This is a genomic window from Methylocystis sp., from assembly GCF_051061225.1.
GTDB lineage: Bacteria > Pseudomonadota > Alphaproteobacteria > Rhizobiales > Beijerinckiaceae > Methylocystis.
The window spans coordinates 1-20,252 of sequence record NZ_JBPFEB010000103.1 but is presented as its reverse complement, the minus strand read 5'-3'; the positions used below and the strand labels follow the sequence as shown (position 1 = coordinate 20,252).

Here is a 20,252-nt window from a genome sequence, read left to right as displayed (position 1 = left end):
CCCATGCGCCAGAGGAAAGAACGGAGATATCCGCGCCATCTGACGCGCGCTCAGCAAAAACAAGTCGCTCATCAAGGGCTCCTCGAATCAGAAGCCCTTGTGAATCATAGCTCAAGCAAATTTAATAGGTCCTGACCCTAGGTGTGCGGGGCTGCTGAAATCCGAGCAACGGCACCGTGACGATTTGGTGCGCGCGCCGTTGGCGCGGAGATGGAGCTTGAGCGATTGATAGTCGATGCCAATTCATCCTCCCGCAGTGAATCAATTCGCTCGCGCCGGCGGCAACTGCTAATATCGTCCGGGCAGTCTGATACTTTCCGAATAGTTCGTCTTAGCTGATGTCTGGGTAGGGCATGAAGAATATTGTCCGCATCTCAAGCTTCTATCGGTACGATGCACCCCTCCGGGCGTCGGCATGACCGCGCCGCCGATTCCCGTCCCTCGCAGACGCGGGCTGCAAATATACGCCACCGACCCGATGAGCGGCCGCAGATCGAGCTTCCGTGTCGTCGTCGATATCCCCAATGAGCCCGATCTCGCCCCCGGGCCCGCCGGCGAGCTTGTCGAGGTCATCGACTACGACGGCAGTCAGGATTGCTACTATGAGGCCATCGCGCTCAACGACCCCTCGTTGCTGATGACCAACGGGCTGGCGCCCAACGACGCCGATCCCCGTTTCCATCAGCAGATGGTGTATGCGGTTGCCTCCAAGGTGATCGAAAGCGCGCGACGGGCGCTCGGCCGACCGATCACCTTCCGGCGCAGCGCCAAGCTTCCCAAGCTCAAGTTGATACCTCACGCCTTCTACGGCGCGAACGCATTCTTCGACCGCCGGCTCAACGCCGTGCTGTTCGGCTACTTCCAGGCGTCGGCGACCCAGCCGGGGGCGAACCTGCCGGGACAGATGGTCTTCACCTGCCTCAGCCACGACATCATCGCCCATGAGGTGTCGCACGCGATCATCCATCGCTTGAGGCCGTATTTCATCGAGCCCACCAATCCCGACGTGCTTGCCTTCCACGAGGCTTTTTCCGACCTCGTCGCCCTGTTCCAGCGCTACACCTATCGCGACATCCTGCGCGAGCAGATCCGCACCTCCTCCGCACGATTGCGCAGCGTCGAATTCCTCACCGACCTTGCACCGCAGTTTGGCTATGCCTCGGGCATGCGCGAGGCTTTGCGCTCGGCGGTCAGGGCGGAGCCTGATCCGACCGCGCTCAGCAAGGCGCACGGTCCCCATGCTCGCGGTGCAGTCCTGATGGCCGCCGTGTTCGACGGCTTCTTCCGCACCTATGAGCGCCGGGTCGCCGATCTGCTGCGCCTGAGCGGCGCCGGCGACGCGCAGCGCAACGCTATGCTCGATCCCGACCTCGTCGAGCGCATCGCCAACGAGGTGGCGACGCTCGCCGATTATGTGCTGCGCATGTGTTTTCGCGCCTTCGACTATCTGCCGCCGGTCGACGTCACCTTCGGCGACTTTCTGCGCGCTCTGGTGACCGCCGACTATGAGGTCAATCCCAAGGATCCGACCGAGCTGCGCTTCAACATCATCGAGGCCTTTCGCGTGCGCGGCATCTATGCTGATGTGGCGTCGCTCGCCGAGGAGGCGCTGCTGCTTCGTCTGCCCGACGAGCTAGACCCGCCGCGCCTGCCCGAGTCGATCCTGCCCGATCTCGCGCAGCTATTCGTCACCACGGCCAGCGCGCTCGACGAGACTGCCCGGCCTGAACCGAAGGAAGTGCGTACCCGCAAACGCACGCCGCGAGGCCCAACCTCGCTGGCCTCTTACGAGCGGCAGGTCGGCGAGAGCTTTGCGAGCGAGGACAGCTTCGGCTCCGACACGTCGGTCGGGATGGAGCCCGACGACGAGGACGAGACGCTCTGGGACGATAGCAGCCGCAAGCAGTTCCAAGAGGACAAGAGCCGCCAGCGTGGCATTGCTCAGGCGCTCCAGGACTATGGGCAGCAGAATTTCATGGTTCTCGGCTTGGCCAATCCTTACGCTTCGGCACCGATCGCGGTCCGCGGCTTCAGCCCGGTCTACCGAATCGGTGTTGACCAGCGTCTGATCGTCGAGCTGGTCGTGCAATATGTGCAGACCGACCGCAACCGCGACTGGGGTGGCGTCAATCCCCGGGCCGCTACGACCGTGGTGTTCGACGCGCGCGGCTATGTCCGCCACATCATTGCCAAGCCGCTGCCGGGCGCGAGCGTCGATCCGCTTTATGCGAGCGCAGCGGGGGAGCGCGAGGAGCGCACGGCGCGGCATATCGAGGAACTCGACCTGCGCGATCCGCGCATGGCCTTTCCCGACGCAGACTATGAGCGGAGCCGCATGCAGGCGCGTGCCGACCTTCGAGCGCTTCACGGGGGAGGACATTGATGGCCACACGTCCCCGCCGCCCGCGTCGTCCAGCTGCGCCGGCAGCGGCTCCAGCAGCCACGCCGATCCGAGTGCGCATGTACAATGTCGGCTTCGGCGACTGCTTCTTGCTGATCATCCCGGAGATTGACGGCAATCCAGCGCGCAAGCTTCTCTTCGACTGCGGGTCGATCAAGAAGAGCGCCACCCATAAGATAGACGATGTCGTGAAGAAGCTGATCGACGACATCGCCGCGCTCGAGCCCGACGGCAAGCCGCGGCTCGACGTGGTGATCGCGACCCATCGCCATGCCGACCATATCTCGGGATTCGATTCGCCGCTTTGGCGGACGGTGACGGTCAAGGAAGTCTGGCTGCCCTGGACCGAGAAGGAAGACGACCGCGACGCGATGCGGCTGCGCGCTGAACAGCAGCGACTGGCGCTGGCGCTCACCGCGGCCTTCGCAGCCAATCCGCCATCGGAGGATGTACGGTTGCTCGCCGACGATGCGGTGATCAATGTCGGGGCGATGGAGACCCTCCAACGCGGCTTTGCCGGCAGCCCCAAACGCCGGTTCCTGACCGCGCCGACCGAGGGCAGTCGACTTCTGGACGTCGACATTCTTCCCGGTATCGCCGTTCATCTGCTCGGCCCGACGCGCGACGAGGACGCGCTCAAAGCGATGGATCCCAGAGCCGACGAGAGCTTCCTCGCGCTCTGGGCGACCGATGCGACAAGACTTTCAGGCAAGAAGCCTGCGCCGTTCGCACCAATGTGGACCAATCCCTCCGCGATGCCGCTCGACCCATCCACCGCACAGACCATTCGCACGGTCAACGATCAGCTCGGGCTGGAACTCGCCTTCCGGCTCGACAGTGTGCTCAACAACACCAGCCTGATGCTGGTGTTCGTGATCGGCAAGGCCGTGCTTCTCTTCCCCGGCGATGCGCAATGGGGAAGCTGGAAGCTCGCGCTCGAGGACGCCAATTGCCGCGCCTTGCTCGAGCGGGTGACCTTCCTCAAGGTCGGACATCACGGCAGCCACAATTCGACGCCCGTGAGTTTCGTCGACAAATGCCTCGCGCCGCGAAAGCTCAGCGACAAGATCTCCTCGATGATCTCGGTTATCCCGCGCGGCACCTGGGATATTCCGCGCCACCCGCTTGAACTCGCGCTGGCAGACGTGACCGGTAATCGCACCGTTCGCAGCGACAAGAACGACCCGCTCCCGCCCGAGTTCGAGCGCGAGGGGTCTTTCTGGATCGAGAACAATATTGACCACTAGATGCCGTAATGGGCCGGGCATCGCGAGAATAGCCAGAGTGGGTGGCTGTCCCTCAGAATGATGGTGTTTGAAGCGGAGTCCGAGCTACCGGCTCCAAGCATCAGCGAGGGACAGCCATGGAATATTATGCTGGAATCGATGTGTCTTTGAAAGAGAGCAGCGTGTGCGTCGTGGACTCTGCTGGCAAGGTCGTCCGTGAGGTCAAGGTCGCCAGTGAACCCGAGGCGCTTGTTAGGTATTTCGACGAGTTGGGATTGCCCGTCGATCGCATTGGGCTTGAGGCTGGGCCTATCGCAATGGCTGCATGCCGGCCTTATTGCCGCCGGACGCGAGGTGGTTCTGCTGGAGACGCGGCACGTGAAAGCGGCGTTGTCCGCCATGACGGTAAAGACCGACCGAAAAGATGCGCGGGGGATTGCCCAGCTGCTGCGCATGGGATGGTATCGCCCGGTCCACGCAAAGTCGGCCCCTTGCAAGGATATCCGCGCCCTCCTGGTTGAGCGCAAGCTTTTGCAAGGCAAGTTGCTCGATGTCGAGCTCAGCATCCGGGGGATTCTCCGCGGTTATGGCTTGAAAGTCGGCGAAGTTAGCCGGGGACGGTTTGAAGCGCGTATTCGCGAACTGACGGCCGGACACTCCATCTTGGAAACCGTCATTGGGGCGATGCTGGCCGCACGGATGGCGTTGTGGAACGAGTTCACCCGGCTTCATCGCGAGATGCTCAAGATCGCGCGTGCCGACATGGTTTGCCGGAGACTGATGACCACACCGGGCGTCGGGGCCCTGGTCGCGCTGACCTGTCGCTCGGCAGTGGACGATCCGTCGCGGTTTGGCAAGTCGGCAGCCACGGGCGCCTATTTGGATTGACTCCAAAAAAATACCAGTCGGGCGAAACCGATCGGGATGGCGGCGTCAGCAAGGTCGGCGACAGTATGGTGCGGACTGTGCTCTTCGAAGCCGCCCACATCATGCTGACACGTGCGACCCGCTTTTCGAGTTTGAAACGCTGGGCGCTCGGCGTCCCGCAACGGCGCGGTATGAAGCGTGCTAAAGTTGCGCTGGCGCGTAAGCTGGGCGTTGTCCTTCACCGCATGTGGGTGGATAACACCGACTTCCGTTGGACCAACGCTGTTGCGTCCGTTTAGGAGTTAGTCAAAGTTTGGAGTGGGTCAAAGACGACCCCTTCTTCTGAGGTCCCGTCGCCGGGACGAAGGCATGGCAAGGTCGTGAGTAGTGCTGTGAATGCCTCGGCAAAGCACGCGTCCTAGATTGACCTGCCGGCTTTGGATCTGATGGCATGGTGTGGCGGTCATAAGTGCTGACCACGGACAGAAGCATGATCCTGGCGGCGAGATATTATTCAGAGGGACTTGACGGGACACGGCCCATTACAGAAGCATTACAGTTGCGGTTTTTGATGAGCGCGCTTTGCTTGGGCTTGATGGGCTCGTCGCCAGAGCGACCATGCGATGACGAACTCTGGACGGATGCGTTTACGCGCGAGTCGCGTTGCGATGCGACGGATTTCCTGCATTGACCAGCGGATCAGATTTCTTCTTGGGGGATACTCTTTTGGCGAACACGCCGCGTCGTTGGCGTCGCCGCTTTGCGCCGCATCGTTTTTGGGGGCGGCGTATTTTTCGCGTCGGCGACGGCGTTGGCGTGAAGGCGGACCGCCGCCATCATGGCGAAAGCCAGCATCACGAGCGAGACATGGCGACGCCATCCGTGCCATGAACGTGTCTCGTTGTGATCGGGACCCAGTTCATTCTTGGCGGTTTCAAAACTATCTTCGATCGCCCATCGACGGCCTTCGATTTTTGCGAGCCTCTCGATTGTGGTTCCTTTGGGCGCCCATGTCGTGAAGAAGGCGAGATCGCCGTCGGCGATCTTGCGCCGGATCAGCAATCCGCGCGTCCATGTCTCGCCAACGAGCGCTGCGCTGTAGTCGCCGGCGTCGAGATCGGCGAGTTCGAGATAGGCCCAATCATGCAAGCGCTCGCTCTTCGTTCCAGCGCCCGCCGAGAGCCGTCGCCAGGCGGAGACCGGCAGAGCGTCCGCAACTCTTTCGCCGTTCCGGCGACGCGCTGCTGCTTGTCCCAGGAATGAAACATCTCGTTGGATTTCACGCCAAGCACATAACCTTTGCCGGCGTGCCGAAGCGCCATCTCAATGAATGGGCCTGCCGGCGACGCCGCGCCGAAAAGATGGATGAGGCCGGCCTGCGCCGCACGCCCTCGGCCAGAACGATCGCGCGCCTGATGACGACGGGCCGCGACGCGCTTTCAAAGGCGGAGACCGTGATAATCGCCGCAATCGAGGACAGCATCCCGGCGCTTGTCGAAGTACGCTCGGCGGTCGCCGACGAGCTCAGCTAATAAAAATGCTCGGCTACGTCAGCCGGATTGAGCTCGAAATGAACGTGGATCCGCCGAAAAGGCGAAGCTCGACTGCCTCCGTTTAGTGCGCAAGAATAGCGTCGAAATTGCCGCGGTTCCGTCGCAATCGCTGGCTCCGGCGGCGGGGGCGACGCAAAGTGGATGAATAGCAACGTCAACTCGTTTGGTTTCAGCTGGGATTCTGACATGGGTACTGTCGTAAGCGGCGGCGTCAGCGAGGATGGGCGGGCGTTTGCGGCCGGCGGAAGCAGTCCGCGCGCGGCCCCGGGGACGCGGGACGCCGCGCGATGACTCCTGCGAAGCCAGTCGCCGCCGACGCGCCGCGCCCTGTCGATGACGCCTTTTTGCTTGCCCTCGTGCTAGGACTGCGCGCGCGCGGCGCGCAGGCCGGGCTGCCCGATCTGGCCTCCTGCCGACGGATCGTGCGCTGCCAGGAGGAGTGGACACCCGACGCGCTGCGACGGGCGCTGAAGGCGGTGCTGGTCCGCCGGCCACGCGATGCGGGGGCGTTCGACGCGCTCATCGAAGAACTGCTAACACCGCCGTCCGAGGCCGCGCCCAAATTGGTCCCCGCCGCAACCGTCGACTTTCCGGCCCGCGAGGAACAACAGCCTCCCGAGCTGCCGCGCCGCAAAGGTCAGCTTACGTCGGCGCTCCTGGCAGCCCGACGCGCGCAACGCTTCGGCCTCCGCGCGCTGAACCGCCTCGGCGCCCGCGTCATAGCGCGATGGCGCGCGAGCGCCTTCGCCCGAGCCTTAGCGGAGCGGCTGGCTGGCTATCCGGTGCGAAGCGTGGCGCTCATTGCAGCCAGCGGGTTAGCCGCCATCGGCGCGGTCACTTGGGGCGGCGGCTCCAGGGACCGCGCGTTCGTCGAAGGCCAAGCGCAATTCTACTCGGTGCTGGTCGCGCTCGCCATCGCCAGCGCCGCCACCTTTCTCGCCGTCCTGATCTGGCGCGGCGCGGCAATGGCTCGCGAGGCGAAGCGCCAGTCGCAACTCGCCACGGCGCCGCGCCCGCTGCTCACACCCGACGAATCAGTGTTCCGCGTCGGCTGGGTCGGCGGCCCGCCGCCGCGATTTTTGTCGCCGACGCTGGCAGCTGAAATCGCCGACATGTTCGCCTACCGACCTGGAGAGGTCGATCCCGACGAACTCGATGTCGCCGGCACCATTGTGGCGCAGGTGCGGTCCGCGAACCAAGCGACGCTGGTCTACACGATCCGCCGCGAGTTGCCGACGATCCTCCTGGCGGTCGACTGCGCCGCGGGCGCAGCGTTGTGGAACAGCCTAGCCGACGAATTCGAGGAAGCGCTCGTCCGTCGCGGCGTTAATTGCCGTCACTTCGGCTACGACGGATCCTTCTTTGCCGGCCGCCGCGGTGCCGAGCGGGGACGTCGGGCGGTCGCCGCGATCGAGGACGAGATCGACACCCCGGGTTGGACGGTGATGGCGATTTTTGGCGAGGCGCGCCGGCTAGCCAACGCCGATTTCGCGCTGCTGAGCCGCGTCGCCGAGAACGGGCCGGTGCTGTTCCTGGAGATGACCGACCCCGCGCTGTGGCGTCGCTGGCAGGCGCGCCTGCGGCTGATCGGCGTTGATGTGGTGCCTGCGACGGCGCTGGGGTTGAAAGACGGCCTCGCCCGCGTCTTCGCGCCGGACCGGGCGACGAGCGAACCTTTGCACGCGCGGCGCGCACCGCCAGCGTTTTGGCTCGGCGAGCGGTCGCTGGTCGAGGAAATGCTCGGGCCGGCGCTCGCGGACTGGGCGGCGGCCTGCGCGCTCCTGCAACCGGTTTCGTTTGCACTCGCCGAGCGGCTACGCCGCTGCTTCGACGAAGTGAAGTCGCCGCAGCCCGATCTCGCCTATTCGCGGCTCGCCGCCTTGCCGGGAAGCTGGCTCGGACCCGAGGGGCTGAAATTCGAGACGTCGCTGCGCACGAGCCTGCTGCAGCGGTTTGCAGCCTTACCGCGCGAGCGCAGGAGTGCCGCGCTCGCCGTCATCCGAGACGGCTTCGCGGAGCTCAGGGCGGAAGGGTACATGGAAGGCGTGACCGCCGATTCCCTGGCCCGCTTCGCGCTGGCGAGCGCCTGCGTCTTCGCCCCCGACGCCAGCGAAGCCTTGGACTCCATCGCCGACCTGGAACGGGAGGGCGTCGTCGATCCGACGATGATGAGGTCCTTCGTCGCGCGCCTCGTCTCGCCCGACGACGCATCGCGGTGGACGCCGGCCACGATCCGGCTCGCAGATCCGCCCGCCCGCGCCGAGAGCGCGCGCTATCTCCGCCGCATTCACACCGAGGCAGGACGCGAGCCCGACCGCGGCGGAGGCTTCGTGGCGGCGCGCTGGAGCCTCGGCGTCCCCGACATCCGCATCCGGCTCGGCGATTCCGACACTGTCGAGGTGGTAGGAGCCACATTCTTCGCGGGCGGACGGCGGCTGCTGATGGATCGCGGCCCGGAGCGACGCTCGTTTCGCTTGGAAGTAGCCGACCTGCAACTGGGAACCACGGTGACGCTCGAGTCGGCCCTTGGCGACGCGCCGCTGACCGGCTTGTGGAGCGCCCGCGACGCACGAGCGGTGGTGATCGCCGTGCGCGGGCAGCGCCCTTATCTGGTCCGCTCGCCAGAGAATGAAGACGGCGGCGAGGCTACCACCATCTTGCCGCTCAGGTCGCCCGGCGACGAGAAGTCGCCCGAGGCGGACGAGGACTTCGTCGCCGGCCTCGACGCCGCCGCCCGGCGCGTCGCGTTCACGACCCCGGGTCAACGAGCGGTCGTCATGTTCAACACCGAGTCGGGGCAATATAGCGACGCCACTCCGTGTGAGGGCGAGGTCACCGCGATCCAGGTCGATCTGTCCGGCCGCGTCAGCGTCGCGCTACGCGACGGAACGCTGCGGGTAATCCAGCCGGCCGCGGACGAGAAATTCGAAACCGCCGAGACGGTCGCCTCGCTCGACTCGCACGTCTCCGCTCTTGCGCTGCTCAAACCGGAGGACCCCGACGGCCTCATCGTCGTCGCCAGCGACGGCGCGATCCGGCTACTCCAAGGCGGCAGGCTCTCCCACGGTGCGAAGGATTCCTCCTACGCGCGCGTCGTTGCGGAATATCGCGTGGGCGGGCGGCCAAGCCGGGTCGCTATTCTTACCGACCGGCCAGCAGCGCGCGTCGACGGGATAAGGACCGGCGTGAGCGTCGCGGTCTTGGGGCCCGGCGGCAGCTTCGATATTGTCGGCCTGCCCCTGCCGGATGAAGCGGCTTCGTCGCAAGAGCCGCAGGCGTCCAAACACGCGCGTCCTTTGTTTCCGCCTTCGGCGCTGCTCGACCGCGCCGTCGGTGCCTCGGATCCGACGCGGCGGGTGCTGGCGCTGCATGCGCAGAGCCGGCGCGTCGCCATTCTTGCGCACACGCGCGTCGAGATCCGGCCGCTCCTCTACGATCTCCCGAAGGAAGAGGCGGAGACGGGCGGCGAAACGCGGGCGTACGAACCTTCGGAGACGCCGGAATGAATCGGGTGCAGATCTATCTGCGGCTGGCAGCGAACGGCGGCCTCGAACGCAACGCCGACCGGGACAACGAGGACGGCTGGTTGGACACGGCCTTGTCTATGGATACGGAGTACGGGGAAGAGCACGAGACGCTCGGCGATCTTATCAAGAAGTTCGAGGACGTGTTCGATGCCCAAGATCCGATCGCGCAACTGAGCGCCCTGCTCCCGGTCGAGACGCAGCGACGGATTGGCGACGTCATCCGCCGCGGCCTGTTCGGCGTCCACGATCCGGATGTGGACATGCGCTGGCTCCATCTCGTCCCCTGCCCGCGAGATCCGCGCGATCCCGAGGCCAAGAAGCTTTTCGATCTCGTCTGCCGGTTGCCGTGGATCTTCCTTAGCGGCGACGATGGCCGCGGCCCGTATTTCCTCGCCTTCCAGCTGCAGCGGCCCTTCTATGTCACAATCGACGCCGCGCCACGAGCCGCGGGCGACAATGTCCGGCGAGAAGTGAAAATGCCGCCGCAGCCGAGAATTCTACTCGTCGTCGCCGATCCCGTGAAACCGACCGAACTGGAGAGGACCTTCGGCCGCGCCCACGCGGACGAACTAATGCAGGCGCTCGCCCCCAGCTATCTGCGCGAGGGTCGCGACTACAAGAGCAACCTCAAGTTCGTCAGAAGCTACGCGGAATTTCAGGCGGCGCTGGTCGGCGGCCCCAACTCGGCACCCTTTGATCCCGACATCATCTATTTCTATGGGCACGGCTACCCCGAGGAAGTCAGCGGCATGTGCCTGGAGTTCGAGGGGCCTGCCGCCGCCGACGGCCGCGGCCCGCCCGAGCCGAGATCGATCGCCGACATTAGCAAATTGTTCACCGACGCTTTCTGGGAAAGTCAGCGCCGGCCGGTTGTTTGGGTCAACGCCTGTTTCGGCGCGTCGTCTCCGGGCCTCAACGCGTTGACGGCGTTCTCCGCCAGAGCGAGTTGCGTGATCACCTCGCGCACCGCAGCGGCGACCGCGCAGAGCCGTGATCAGGCGTTGATCGGGCTTCCTGCGCTCGCCGCCGGCTACGCTCCGCCAGCGGCGATCTGGCGGGCGTTGCGCAACACCGATCAGACACTGCTGGGAGCCCGTTGGGCGACGACCGTTGTATCCGTTCAATACGAGGTCTGGTCGGCGCTCGACACCGAGAACCGCAATCTCGACGACGCGGAATCAGTTGGCGACTTTCCAATGCGACTCGACCGCACAGCGCCGCTGCGGCTGGTGGAGAGCCGACTCGTCGCCCTGACCGCAGAGCGGCCGCTGGCGTTCATGTGGACTGGCGGCTTCGATGACAGCGTCAATCTATTCAAGGAGCGGGTCGAGGACCGGCTCAGCGAATATTTCCGTGACCGCCGCGCGCAGGTGCGGCAGATCGATCTGCAAGCGGTTCGACCGCGTGTCGTTCCCGATCAGGCCGCGACAGAGGGCGAAAATGTCGGGCAGGCGGACGCAGCGCTGCGCGCGCAATTTCTGATCGCCGCCTATTGCGGTCTCAATTTCCCCCGCGACCCTTCCAAGGTGAAACGGAAGACGATTGCCGACATCGCCGAGAGCCTGGAGCGGATCGCCGGCGGCGAGGGCGCAGTGCTGTTTCTCGGCCACGGTCTAGGTGATCCCGACCCGGGAATCGGCGACCTAATTCGCAAATATCTAGATTTCTGGGCAGGACTGACGAAGGAGCCGCGGATCGCATCCTTGAAACTTCCCATCATCCTCGGTTTTGTCCATTCGGGTGAGGGCGAATTGGCGGTCAAGGCCCCGAACGCGGAGTTGGTGGAGATCGCGCTTGAGCCGATCGGCGCCAGCGAGCTATACGAGCATATCGACGTCTATAACGCGTTCTATAGTTTCGATCGGCTGGAATTACACGAGACGGCCGAGGGGCTGGTCAATGCATGCCGTGGCCGATTTCGACAAATTCACCTTAAGCTGGAAGCGCAGCTTGATGAGAAGTTTCAGAGCGACGAATACTACCGGGACGCGATGGGCAGGAAAGCGTGAACCGCATGGCATCATTTAATCTCATTGACGCGATCCAAACGTCAGACGTCGCCGCCGTGCTGGCGGAGCGCAACGCCCGCGTCGCCAAATTCGTCAAGCGGCACGCGGAGGCGGCCCCCAACTACATCGCCTCGCCGGAGCTGATTGCGGCGGTGAACGTCGCGCTGTCGCTCGGCCGGCCGTTGCTGCTGACCGGCGAGCCCGGATCGGGCAAGACGCAGGCGGCCTACTGGCTCGCCTGGAAATTCGGCATCGACACCGCCAACGGCCGCTTTCATCGCTTTCAGGTGCGCTCGGATTCGCGCGCGGCGCATCTGATATATCGCTATGACGCCGCCTCCTGGTTCCGCGCCAGCCAGATCGCGCAAAGCGGGCCCCGCCCGCACGTACCCAAAGACCTGTATATCACGCCGGGCCCCCTCGGCCTCGCGTTCGGCTGGCACGACCCGCCGGCCGAGCCGCACGCCGTCCTGATCGACGAGATCGATAAGGCGCCGCGCGACTTTCCCAACGACCTCCTGCAGGAGCTTGAGGACATGCAGGCCGTCGTGCGCGAGGACGGTTATGAGAAGACGATTTCATGCCCGGCGGAGGCGCGACCGATCATCGTCATCACCTCGAACGCCGAGCGGCGGCTGCCCGACCCGTTTCTGCGCCGATGCGTGCTGCACGAAATCCGCCTTAGCGCCGACACAATCGCTAAGATCTTCGCCAGTCAGATCGAAATGGCACTCGAAAGCCCACTCGACGCGCCGAAGCAAGATGCCCTCACCGCGGCCGTAGGCTTCTACCAGAGCCGCCTGCACGACCTGCGCCGCAAGCCAACCGTCGACCAATTCTGGCGCTGGCTCGCGCTGGCGCTGCACTACGGCGGCAGGACGCCCGCCGAGATCGCCGCGGCCTTGAACGCGGACGCCGGTGCCCCGCCGCTGCGCGAACTGCCTTATATAGCCACTCTGTTCGACGATCCAGACCTGAGCAAGCTTTCACCGAAGCCGGCTGCGCCATGAGCGCGACGGACCTCAAGCCGGCCGAGGACCGGCCCGATACGTCCGTGCGTGCGCTCGTGGCCTCGTTCGCGCGCGTGCAGCCGCTGGAATGGATGTTTATTGGCTTCGGCTGGCTGACGCTCGCCTATATGACCTTCATCGTCGTCGAACAGTTGCGCCCGGAAATCTATTCGCAAACGGGACAGCCCTACAAACGCTGGCCGTTCGACATCCTGCCGGTGTTTGCGGGGGTTTGCGCGGTCGTGTTCGGCTGGCGGGCGCTGCGGCTGAGCGCCAATCTCGCTGACGTCATTGACAAGCTCGATACCGACGCGGGGCTGGTCGAGCAGAGTGACGTGACCATCGCCGCGTTCAAGGATCTGCTGAAGAAAGATATCGGCAAGCGCGAGATTTGGGCTGCGGCCGCCGTGGCGACAATGCTGATGGCCGGCTATGCCTCGATGTTCGTGGCCGGAAACCTGTCGTTCGACGACGGCCCGGTCGGCGCGGGCTTCGCGATCCTGCTCGGCAGCGTGATGCTTGTCTCCGGCGCGTGCTTTGGCTATCTGCTCGGCCGCTTGTGGGGCAGCGGCCGCTTGCCGGCGATGATGAAGCAACACGGCATCGTTTTCTCCGGCTTGACAAGCATCAAGGCACAGCAGGCGATGGAGGCGCTCGAAGACGTCTATGTCTACGCCGAGCTGGCGACAATGGTTGTCTGCCACTGGTTCGCGCTGTGGTGGATTCTCTTCAGCCTCGGAATCGACCCGCTCGAATACGAGCAATGGACCTATATGTTCCTCGCCTGCTGGGCCTCCGGCTTCGCCTTTTTCCTGGTCGGTGCGCGCGCGCCAGCGATCGCGCTGAGCCAGAACCGCGACGCGACCGGCGCCTCAGTGGAGGAGCAAAACGAATTGCGTCGCAAGATGCTGAAGGAGGCGCAAGAGGATCTCGCAAGACTAACAGCCCTGCCTACGCCGCAGACGGCGGAATGGCTCGAACGTCGTGATCTTGAGGTCTACATCGCCCAGCTCGAGGCGGTGCGGGTCGGCAAGCCGTCGCTGGACAAAAAATTTCTCGATTTCCTGATCATCGAAAACCTCGTGCTGTTTCTGGTTCCGCTGGCCTATCGGCTGATCATGCACATACCTTTCCCAAAGATGTTCTAGACATTTCGCGCCGCGCTTCGCTGCCGCATTGGGATTCGAACGGAGGGCCGCCATGTTCCGCATCACGATGCTGCCGGCCGAGGACGGCGATTCCCTGCTCGTCGAAACCGGCGAGGACGCCGCGCCGCATCGCATTCTCATCGATGGCGGCCGCAAGCGCACGAGCACCCAGATTCTCCCGCGCCTGTTCGCATCGCTGCGGCCGCAGAGCGACCCGCTGATCGACGTTCTCGTCCTCACACACATCGACGCCGATCACATTGAGGGCTTTCTGTCGCTGCGCGAGGCGATCCCATCGCTGAAAGTCGGCGACGTCTGGTTCAACGGCGGCCCGCAAATGGAGACGGTCGCGGGCCTGAGGCCGACGGTGCCGAGCGGCGTGTCGACGCTCGGCGTCGCCCAGGCCGTCGACTTCGGCAGTCTGATCGCCGAGGCCGGATGGCGATGGAACGCACGCTTTGCCGGAGCGCCTATCGAGGTCAAGCCCAACGGGCCGCTGCCGCGGGTCGCCCTGCCGAGCGGCGCCGAACTCACGCTGCTAGGGCCCTCGCACGCCAAGCTCTACGCGTTCCGTCGGGCGTGGAAAACCGAGTTCACGCGCAGCCTTGCCGAACAAGTCGGCACGCTGCGCGGCGGTCCGCGGCCAATTCCGCGGCCCGGAACGGTCGAGGAAATCGCGAAATTGCGCGACGCGGCCGACACCGCCGGGCCGAACGGGACCAGCATCGCCTTCATCATCGACTATCGCGGCAAGCGGGCGCTGTTTGCGGCCGACGCGCATCCCGACGACCTCGCGGGCTCGTTAACAAGGTATCTCCCCGGCGATGGTCCGGCGCGCTTCGAGGCGGTGAAGGTTGCCCATCACGGCAGCGCAGCCAACAATACATCACAACTGATCGGCCGCCTTGAGGCGCCGCTGTGGCTGGTGTCGTCGAGCGGAGCCCGACACGGCCACCCCGATCCCGAGGCTATCGCCCGCATCGTGCTCGCCGGCGGCGAAGGCAAACGCGTCGTCTTCAACTACAGAAGCGCGTTCAACGATGTCTGGAACTCGCCGGAGCTTGTCGCGCAATATCGCTACCGGCCGGAGTATGGCGATGGCGAATCGCCGGTGATCGTCGATCTCCTCTGACGCTCAGGGGATGACGCTGATCTGACGCTCAGGGAATGACGCTGAACTGATCGGCTAGGCTCGGCTGCGCCTACGCCGGATCGCGTCCGCCGTCCGCCGGACGGCGTATCCCGGTCCACGCAGCCGAGCGGCGTCATGGATCACCGGCTTTTCCGGGAAGCTGCGCGGACGCGCGCGATTTGCAATGTAACAAAAAACAATCTCACCACTACCTATTAGCAGCTATCGGCGGGCATGAATGGCGTCTGGTGACCCCGCTGACGGACATCGCCCCCATTGATCAATCGGAAAATCGAAAGTACCGTCATGGGGAATGAGGCCAGTGACGGTACTTTTTTCGGCATAAAGCGTTGAAGTAAAAGACCGGGTTGCCCGCAAACGGGAGTGGCAGGCGCTGCGGCGTGTTTCAGATACGGCGACGACCCGGCTGGTCAGCAGCTACGATTACCGACGACGTAATTCGCTTGCTTGCAACTACTAACCTGTATCTATTTAAGACGACCAAGCCAAACTGCTCGTAGTCGTGTCGCCCTGAAGACGGCTTCAGAACATATTCGCCGGAAGCTATAATGTTGGTTCTTTATCGAAACCTCGGGGAGGACTATGCCACGCAATCTGATTCTGTTGCTCGATGGCACCAGTAATGAGGTCAAGGACAACCTCACGAATGTCGTGAAGCTCTATTGCTGTGCCGAGCGCAGTGATAGCCAGCGCGTCTTCTACCGTCCTGGCATTGGCACAGTGCCTCTCATCACCGATTGGAGCCCCGCCGCACAAAGCGCGATTGCCGCGTTCGGGTTAGCCACCGGTTGGGGGCTCGATGCGAACATTCTTGCCGCCTATTGCTATCTGATCGACAGATATCAGCCAGGTGATCAAATCTTTCTCTTTGGTTTCAGCCGCGGTGCATATACGGCGCGAGCGGTTGCTGGTCTGATCCACCTCCTGGGTCTGCTCGAACCCGACCAGCACAATCTCGCCGACTATGCGCTTAAAGCATATAAGCGAGCGCACCGCGAGGACAGCCTCGAAGTCGCCTGGCAGTTTCGGCGGGTTATTGGTGGGCGCCGGGTGCCAGTTCATTTCTTGGGCGTTTGGGATACCGTGGCATCGGTGTTCGTCCGCCCCGGGCTGTTGCGTTTCCCTACCCAGTCCTTCCTGCCGTACACCAAATCCAATCCCAGCGTCCGCATCTTCCGCCAAGCGGCGGCGATCGATGAACGGCGACGCATGTTCCGCCTTTACGGCTGGATGCCAGAGCAGTCCTTCAAACCCGATCCGTTCGCAGAGGCCGAAGGTGCGCAGGATCAGCAGACCGTCTGGTTTGCCGGCGACCATTCCGATGTCGGGGGTGGTTGGGCAGAAGCTGAAAGCCAAATCGCTAAATTCCCGCTGGTCTGGATGACTCGCGAGGCGCAAAAACACGGTTTTCAGGTCGATGAAAGTATGTTTCGCCACCTAGCCGAGGGTGCCCCGCTACCCGGCGGGAAGCGCATGTATGTTGCACCCGACGCGAATGGCCCCATCCACAATTCAATGACCGCGGCATGGTGGCCGCTCGAGTTTCTCCCTAAGAGTCGCAAATGGAAGCGCTTTCCAGAGAAGAGCACCAGTGGTAGTTATTATCTTCCTCGAGCGGAGCCGCGCAAGATCAGCGAAGGCGCGGTGCTCCATCAGTCAGTCATTGAGCGGATGGCCTCGGGCTACAAACCGATTAATCTTCCCGCTGACTTCGCGGTAGTCGGTCCTGACGTCGAGGTAACACTCAACCAGGAAGGTGGCCAATGAATGTGCATGAAGGCGGCGTAGAAGTGTAGCAGTCTGGTTTCGAGAAAAGGGCCATGTGGCCCTTGTAGTTTAGTTGAGCCGCGCGGCGCGTAGCGCCGCGCGGCTCAATGCGCGCGGCGGCCTTTAGTTCTCCGTGTCGATTGCGGGCCGGTCGACGAGATCGCGGTTTCGCCTTTGCGCTTTCTTTGCGGTCGCCAGCCGATAGCTCTCGCCGTTCATTTCCATAATGCGGACGTGATGGGTGAGCCGGTCGAGCAACGCGCCGGTGAGACGTTCGGACCCAAACACCGAGGTCCATTCATCAAAGGGCAGATTGCTGGTCACCAGCGTCGCGCCGCGTTCGTATCGCTGGCTGAAGACCTCGAAGAGCAGCTCGGACCCGACCGCCGTGAACGGCACATAGCCCAGCTCGTCGACGATCAGCAGTTTGACGGTGTTGAGATGCTTTTGCAGCGCGCGCAGACGATATCTATCCGCGCCTCAATAGCCTGCTCCAAAGCGTAATCGCAGCAAGAGCCTATATGCCTACGTCAATTGGCTCCTATCGGATGATCTGCACCGCCAATTTTCCGACATGGTATCCCGCAGCATCCGAAACTACGCCCCCTCACTCCCACTCGATTATCACAGCATCGCCTAAGACGATGAAATTCATATAGGTTTTCTCCTCAGTGCCCTCAAAATACCGAACCGGAGGTCGTCAAAATTCTACCCTTTTGATTTTCCTCGAAATTTTGCCACGAAAAAATTTTTGTGGTTTCGGTGTCTATCGAGGGCAATTGCCGTTTGAAGCGCAGATCGACGCGATCTGACTGAAGCCGAGGATCGGTAAAAAGTACCGTCGGACAAGCGCTCTATAGCCCAAGATTAGCCTCTCGTATCGTCGATGGCGCCACCGCACGCAAAGGCTTTTTTTCTGGAGACCTCAGCGGGAGGGGCTGCCGGAGTTTCAGGGCATCCGGTGTGAGGATGGTCAGCGGCGGCCCGGGATAGCGACGGCGCGCCAGAATATTGAGAATGACGTCGGCGGAATGGACGCCCTAATCGATTGGCCTCCGCGCAGGCGAATTCGACCGCTGGCAGCCCGTCGTGGACAACGGTAGCGAGGATTTTCACCATCTGCCGCGCGCCGTCAGCAGACCCCGGGAGCTTGCGGCGGATCTTTTCCCTTGCGGCGGATCTTTTCCATGGCCGACGGTAACACCCAGTCCTTGAACGGCGCGCCGTTCCTCAGGGCGCCGGGCTTTCGAGCCAGAACCGGCACGTAGCCAGGGGGCAATGGCCGTCTCGTCTCGGCCAAAGCGCCTGTGGTGCTCAGCGACGACAACCCCGTCCCCCGAATGACAATGCGGTCGGCGCAAGCATGGACTTCGACAAGCCGGCCCACAGCGCTGGCCTTCACCGAGTATTTGTTCGAAGCAAACCAGCAGCGCTTCGGCTTTGGCCCGTACGAATGAACGGCTCCAGCGGTCGCTCTTTGTTCAACCAATCTACGCATTCGAGCCTTGGGAAATCAACCGCAGGCGGTGCGAGCGGCCCCTTCCATGCGCCGAGAGCGCGGAGCCGAACGTGAACATAACGGGCGTCGCTCGACGCAACGGTGTGAGCCCTGGGGCAATTGACGGTCTGGCGCGGACAGACCCGGGACGCGCTAAAGACGCAGCCAGCGGGCTCCACAAATTGCGCGAGAGAGGCTGTCACTAGCGATGCCTATGTCGTTCACTGACCTGCCGGGAAAAATAGCTCCAGCTCGACGGCCGAAACCGATCCCGCGGGGGAGCACCAGGACGCCCCCTTCAGCTCTGTCTCTCGCGGGCGGAACACGTCCGGCTGATCCTGCCCCATCATGTGGATGGCGAGGAAATCAATGAACTCGCCCGCCTGCTTCTCCATCTCCGTCGCCCAGAGCTTTCCGTCGCGCCCGCGGTCGCCCCACCCAATCAGCTTGATCGACGAATCGATCTGCCGCATCGCCCTGGCGAACTCGATTGTGTGCGCGATCGCCTCCTCCCGGGTGAAGCACGCCGTCCCGTAAGAGGTCTCGTTGCCGATCTGCCATAGCTTGAGCTTGGAGTATCGTGCCCATTCCGCCGCCTCTTTGGCGTCGCCTGCATGCGCGGCGTAGCGCTTGTCCCCGTCGCTGAGGAAATTTACGCAAAAAAAAGGCTCGGCGTTGACGCGGCGGCAGAGATCGACAAACTCATCCGTGCCGACGCGGTTTGTCTCCCACCCGCCCCAGACATAGTTGCGCATCGCCGGTCGCTTGGCCGCGGGGCCGATCCCTTCGCGCCACTTGTAGTAACGGCTGAAGAGGCCGCCGAAGCGGATGGCGCCGGGCGCAAGATCGCGCACGGCGTCGACGAAGTCCTTACGCCAGTCGTCGGCGTCGTCGTCCCAACAGGCTTCGACCGAGCCGTCCGTGGCCCCGAGCGGCTCCATGAATTGCATGTAGAGCAACGGCGAAATCTCGAACAGCGGCTTCGGATCGACGACGATGGCGCTGGTCTCGGCGACGCTGGAGCGCGCGACCGTGACAGCGACGAGGGCCTCGCGGCGGTGGAGCATCATTTCACGGTACTCCGCGATCAGGGGCTTGGTCTACCCGTCGAAGCGCTCGAGTACTGTGCGAGAGCCAGGTAAGAATCGCCCGAATTCGCCGGCCAGACGGTGAAACGCCGCGCGCCTTCGTGCGGGGCGTGTTCAACCGGGTCACGCGGGGCCGCTGCGCGACGAGCCGGTTCCGCCGCGAAAGCCCGAGGCGGCCGAGACCGCTAACCTCGCCAGCGCCGGAAGCGATTTGACGCCCAACTTCTTCATGATTGCAGCGCGATGATTTTCGACGGTTCGTTGGCTGATGCCAAGATCGGCGGCAATATTCTTGCTAGGGTCCCCAGCGAGGACCAGCTCCAGGATCTGGCGCTGTCGCGCAGTCAGACCCGCCACGTGAGCGGCGGCTTTCTCCTGCCATTCCGTCAACTTGTTCACATCCCGCGCGTGTTCGAGAGCACGCCTCACGCAGGCGACCAGGTCGTCGCGGCTGATCGGCTTCTCGACAAAATCAAACGCTCCTGCCTTCATGGCCTCGACAGCCATCGTTACGTCGGCAGCGCCGGTGAGTATGATGGTTGGCGGATGCGCGCCGCGCTCCTGCAGCCGTTTCAGCAAGTCGAGTCCGCTCATCCCAGGAAGATAGGCGTCGAGCAGCAGACAGCCCTCTCGGCCCGGGCGACAGGCTTCGAGGAACCCCTCGCAGCTGTCATATTCCTCGACGATCCGTCCATCGTCTTCGAGCACTTCCCGCAGCGTCTCACGGACTCGCTTGTCGTCATCGACGACAAAGATGACGACCGATTCCCGATCCGTAGTCGCTTCGCCCGTATTCGAAACAAGCGTGCGTGCGGCGCTTGAGAAAACGGACCGCGCGAGAAGCCGTTCGGCGACTTGCAACAGCTCGGCTGATTTAACGGGCTTGTTGAGCTGAACGCAATCGCCGCTCGCGATCTTGTGCAAGGCGCCCGTCGATATATCGCCGGTTAGAATAATGACCGGAATCTGGCGGTGAAGTCTTTTTCGAACCGTCCCGGCGGCGTC

At 63.4% G+C, this 20,252-nt stretch carries 11 protein-coding genes and 4 pseudogenes; 10 read left to right on the top strand and 5 right to left on the bottom strand.

Going from position 1 to position 20,252, the window contains the following annotated elements:
• Positions 1-415: 415 nt before the first annotated feature.
• From ACR652_RS18280 to ACR652_RS18270, 3 genes and pseudogenes are all read left to right on the top strand, one after another.
• Positions 416-2,383 (top strand): hypothetical protein, encoded by a 1,968-nt coding sequence (locus ACR652_RS18280; protein ID WP_434507904.1) that lies wholly within the window; start codon positions 416-418, stop codon positions 2,381-2,383.
• Between the two features lie 206 nt (positions 2,384-2,589).
• On the top strand, positions 2,590-3,648 hold the full coding sequence (locus ACR652_RS18275) for a hypothetical protein (protein ID WP_434507903.1): 1,059 nt from the start codon (positions 2,590-2,592) through the stop codon (positions 3,646-3,648).
• A gap of 116 nt (positions 3,649-3,764) precedes the next feature.
• Positions 3,765-4,793: pseudogene (locus tag ACR652_RS18270) on the top strand (IS110 family transposase).
• A gap of 400 nt (positions 4,794-5,193) precedes the next feature.
• On the opposite strand, the pseudogene ACR652_RS18265 reads toward ACR652_RS18270, so the two are convergent.
• Positions 5,194-5,822: pseudogene (locus ACR652_RS18265) on the bottom strand (IS701 family transposase); the annotation flags it as partial.
• Between ACR652_RS18265 and ACR652_RS18260 the strand changes: the two are divergent.
• The 7 genes from ACR652_RS18260 to ACR652_RS18230 all read left to right on the top strand — a co-directional run bounded on the left by ACR652_RS18260 (position 5,754) and on the right by ACR652_RS18230 (position 16,661).
• Complete coding sequence (locus ACR652_RS18260) at positions 5,754-6,026, top strand: hypothetical protein (protein ID WP_434507902.1); 273 nt, start codon at positions 5,754-5,756, stop codon at positions 6,024-6,026. The pseudogene ACR652_RS18265 and the gene ACR652_RS18260 sit on opposite strands and share 69 nt — an antisense overlap.
• 308 nt (positions 6,027-6,334) lie before the next feature.
• Positions 6,335-9,553, top strand: a complete 3,219-nt coding sequence (locus ACR652_RS18255; RefSeq protein ID WP_434507901.1) for a hypothetical protein — start codon at positions 6,335-6,337, stop codon at positions 9,551-9,553.
• On the top strand, positions 9,550-11,583 hold the full coding sequence (locus ACR652_RS18250; RefSeq protein WP_434507900.1) for a hypothetical protein: 2,034 nt from the start codon (positions 9,550-9,552) through the stop codon (positions 11,581-11,583). The genes ACR652_RS18255 and ACR652_RS18250 overlap by 4 nt, the downstream gene beginning before the upstream one ends.
• Positions 11,584-11,588: 5 nt before the next feature.
• Positions 11,589-12,593 (top strand): AAA family ATPase, encoded by a 1,005-nt coding sequence (locus ACR652_RS18245; protein ID WP_434507905.1) that lies wholly within the window; start codon positions 11,589-11,591, stop codon positions 12,591-12,593.
• The gene (locus tag ACR652_RS18240) at positions 12,590-13,741 is read left to right on the top strand and encodes a hypothetical protein (RefSeq protein ID WP_434507899.1); all 1,152 of its coding nucleotides are present in this window, start codon (positions 12,590-12,592) and stop codon (positions 13,739-13,741) included. Before ACR652_RS18245 ends, ACR652_RS18240 begins: the two co-directional genes overlap by 4 nt.
• A 52-nt stretch (positions 13,742-13,793) precedes the next feature.
• Positions 13,794-14,873: a ComEC/Rec2 family competence protein gene (locus ACR652_RS18235; RefSeq protein ID WP_434507898.1), complete on the top strand. Its 1,080-nt coding sequence runs from the start codon at positions 13,794-13,796 to the stop codon at positions 14,871-14,873.
• A 603-nt stretch (positions 14,874-15,476) separates the two neighbouring features.
• Complete coding sequence (locus ACR652_RS18230; RefSeq protein WP_434507897.1) at positions 15,477-16,661, top strand: DUF2235 domain-containing protein; 1,185 nt, start codon at positions 15,477-15,479, stop codon at positions 16,659-16,661.
• Between the two features lie 123 nt (positions 16,662-16,784).
• Here ACR652_RS18230 and ACR652_RS18225 read toward each other — a convergent pair.
• The 4 genes and pseudogenes from ACR652_RS18225 to ACR652_RS18210 form a co-directional block, all read right to left on the bottom strand.
• Positions 16,785-17,135: pseudogene (locus tag ACR652_RS18225) on the bottom strand (ATP-binding protein); the annotation flags it as partial.
• A gap of 380 nt (positions 17,136-17,515) precedes the next feature.
• Positions 17,516-18,084, bottom strand: a pseudogene (locus tag ACR652_RS18220) (Mu transposase domain-containing protein); the annotation flags it as partial.
• A gap of 296 nt (positions 18,085-18,380) precedes the next feature.
• A complete protein-coding gene (locus ACR652_RS18215; protein ID WP_434507896.1) occupies positions 18,381-19,229 on the bottom strand; it encodes a hypothetical protein in 849 nt (282 codons plus the stop codon).
• A 141-nt stretch (positions 19,230-19,370) separates the two neighbouring features.
• On the bottom strand, positions 19,371-20,252 hold an 882-nt coding region (locus ACR652_RS18210; protein ID WP_434507895.1), incomplete at its 5' end, for a response regulator.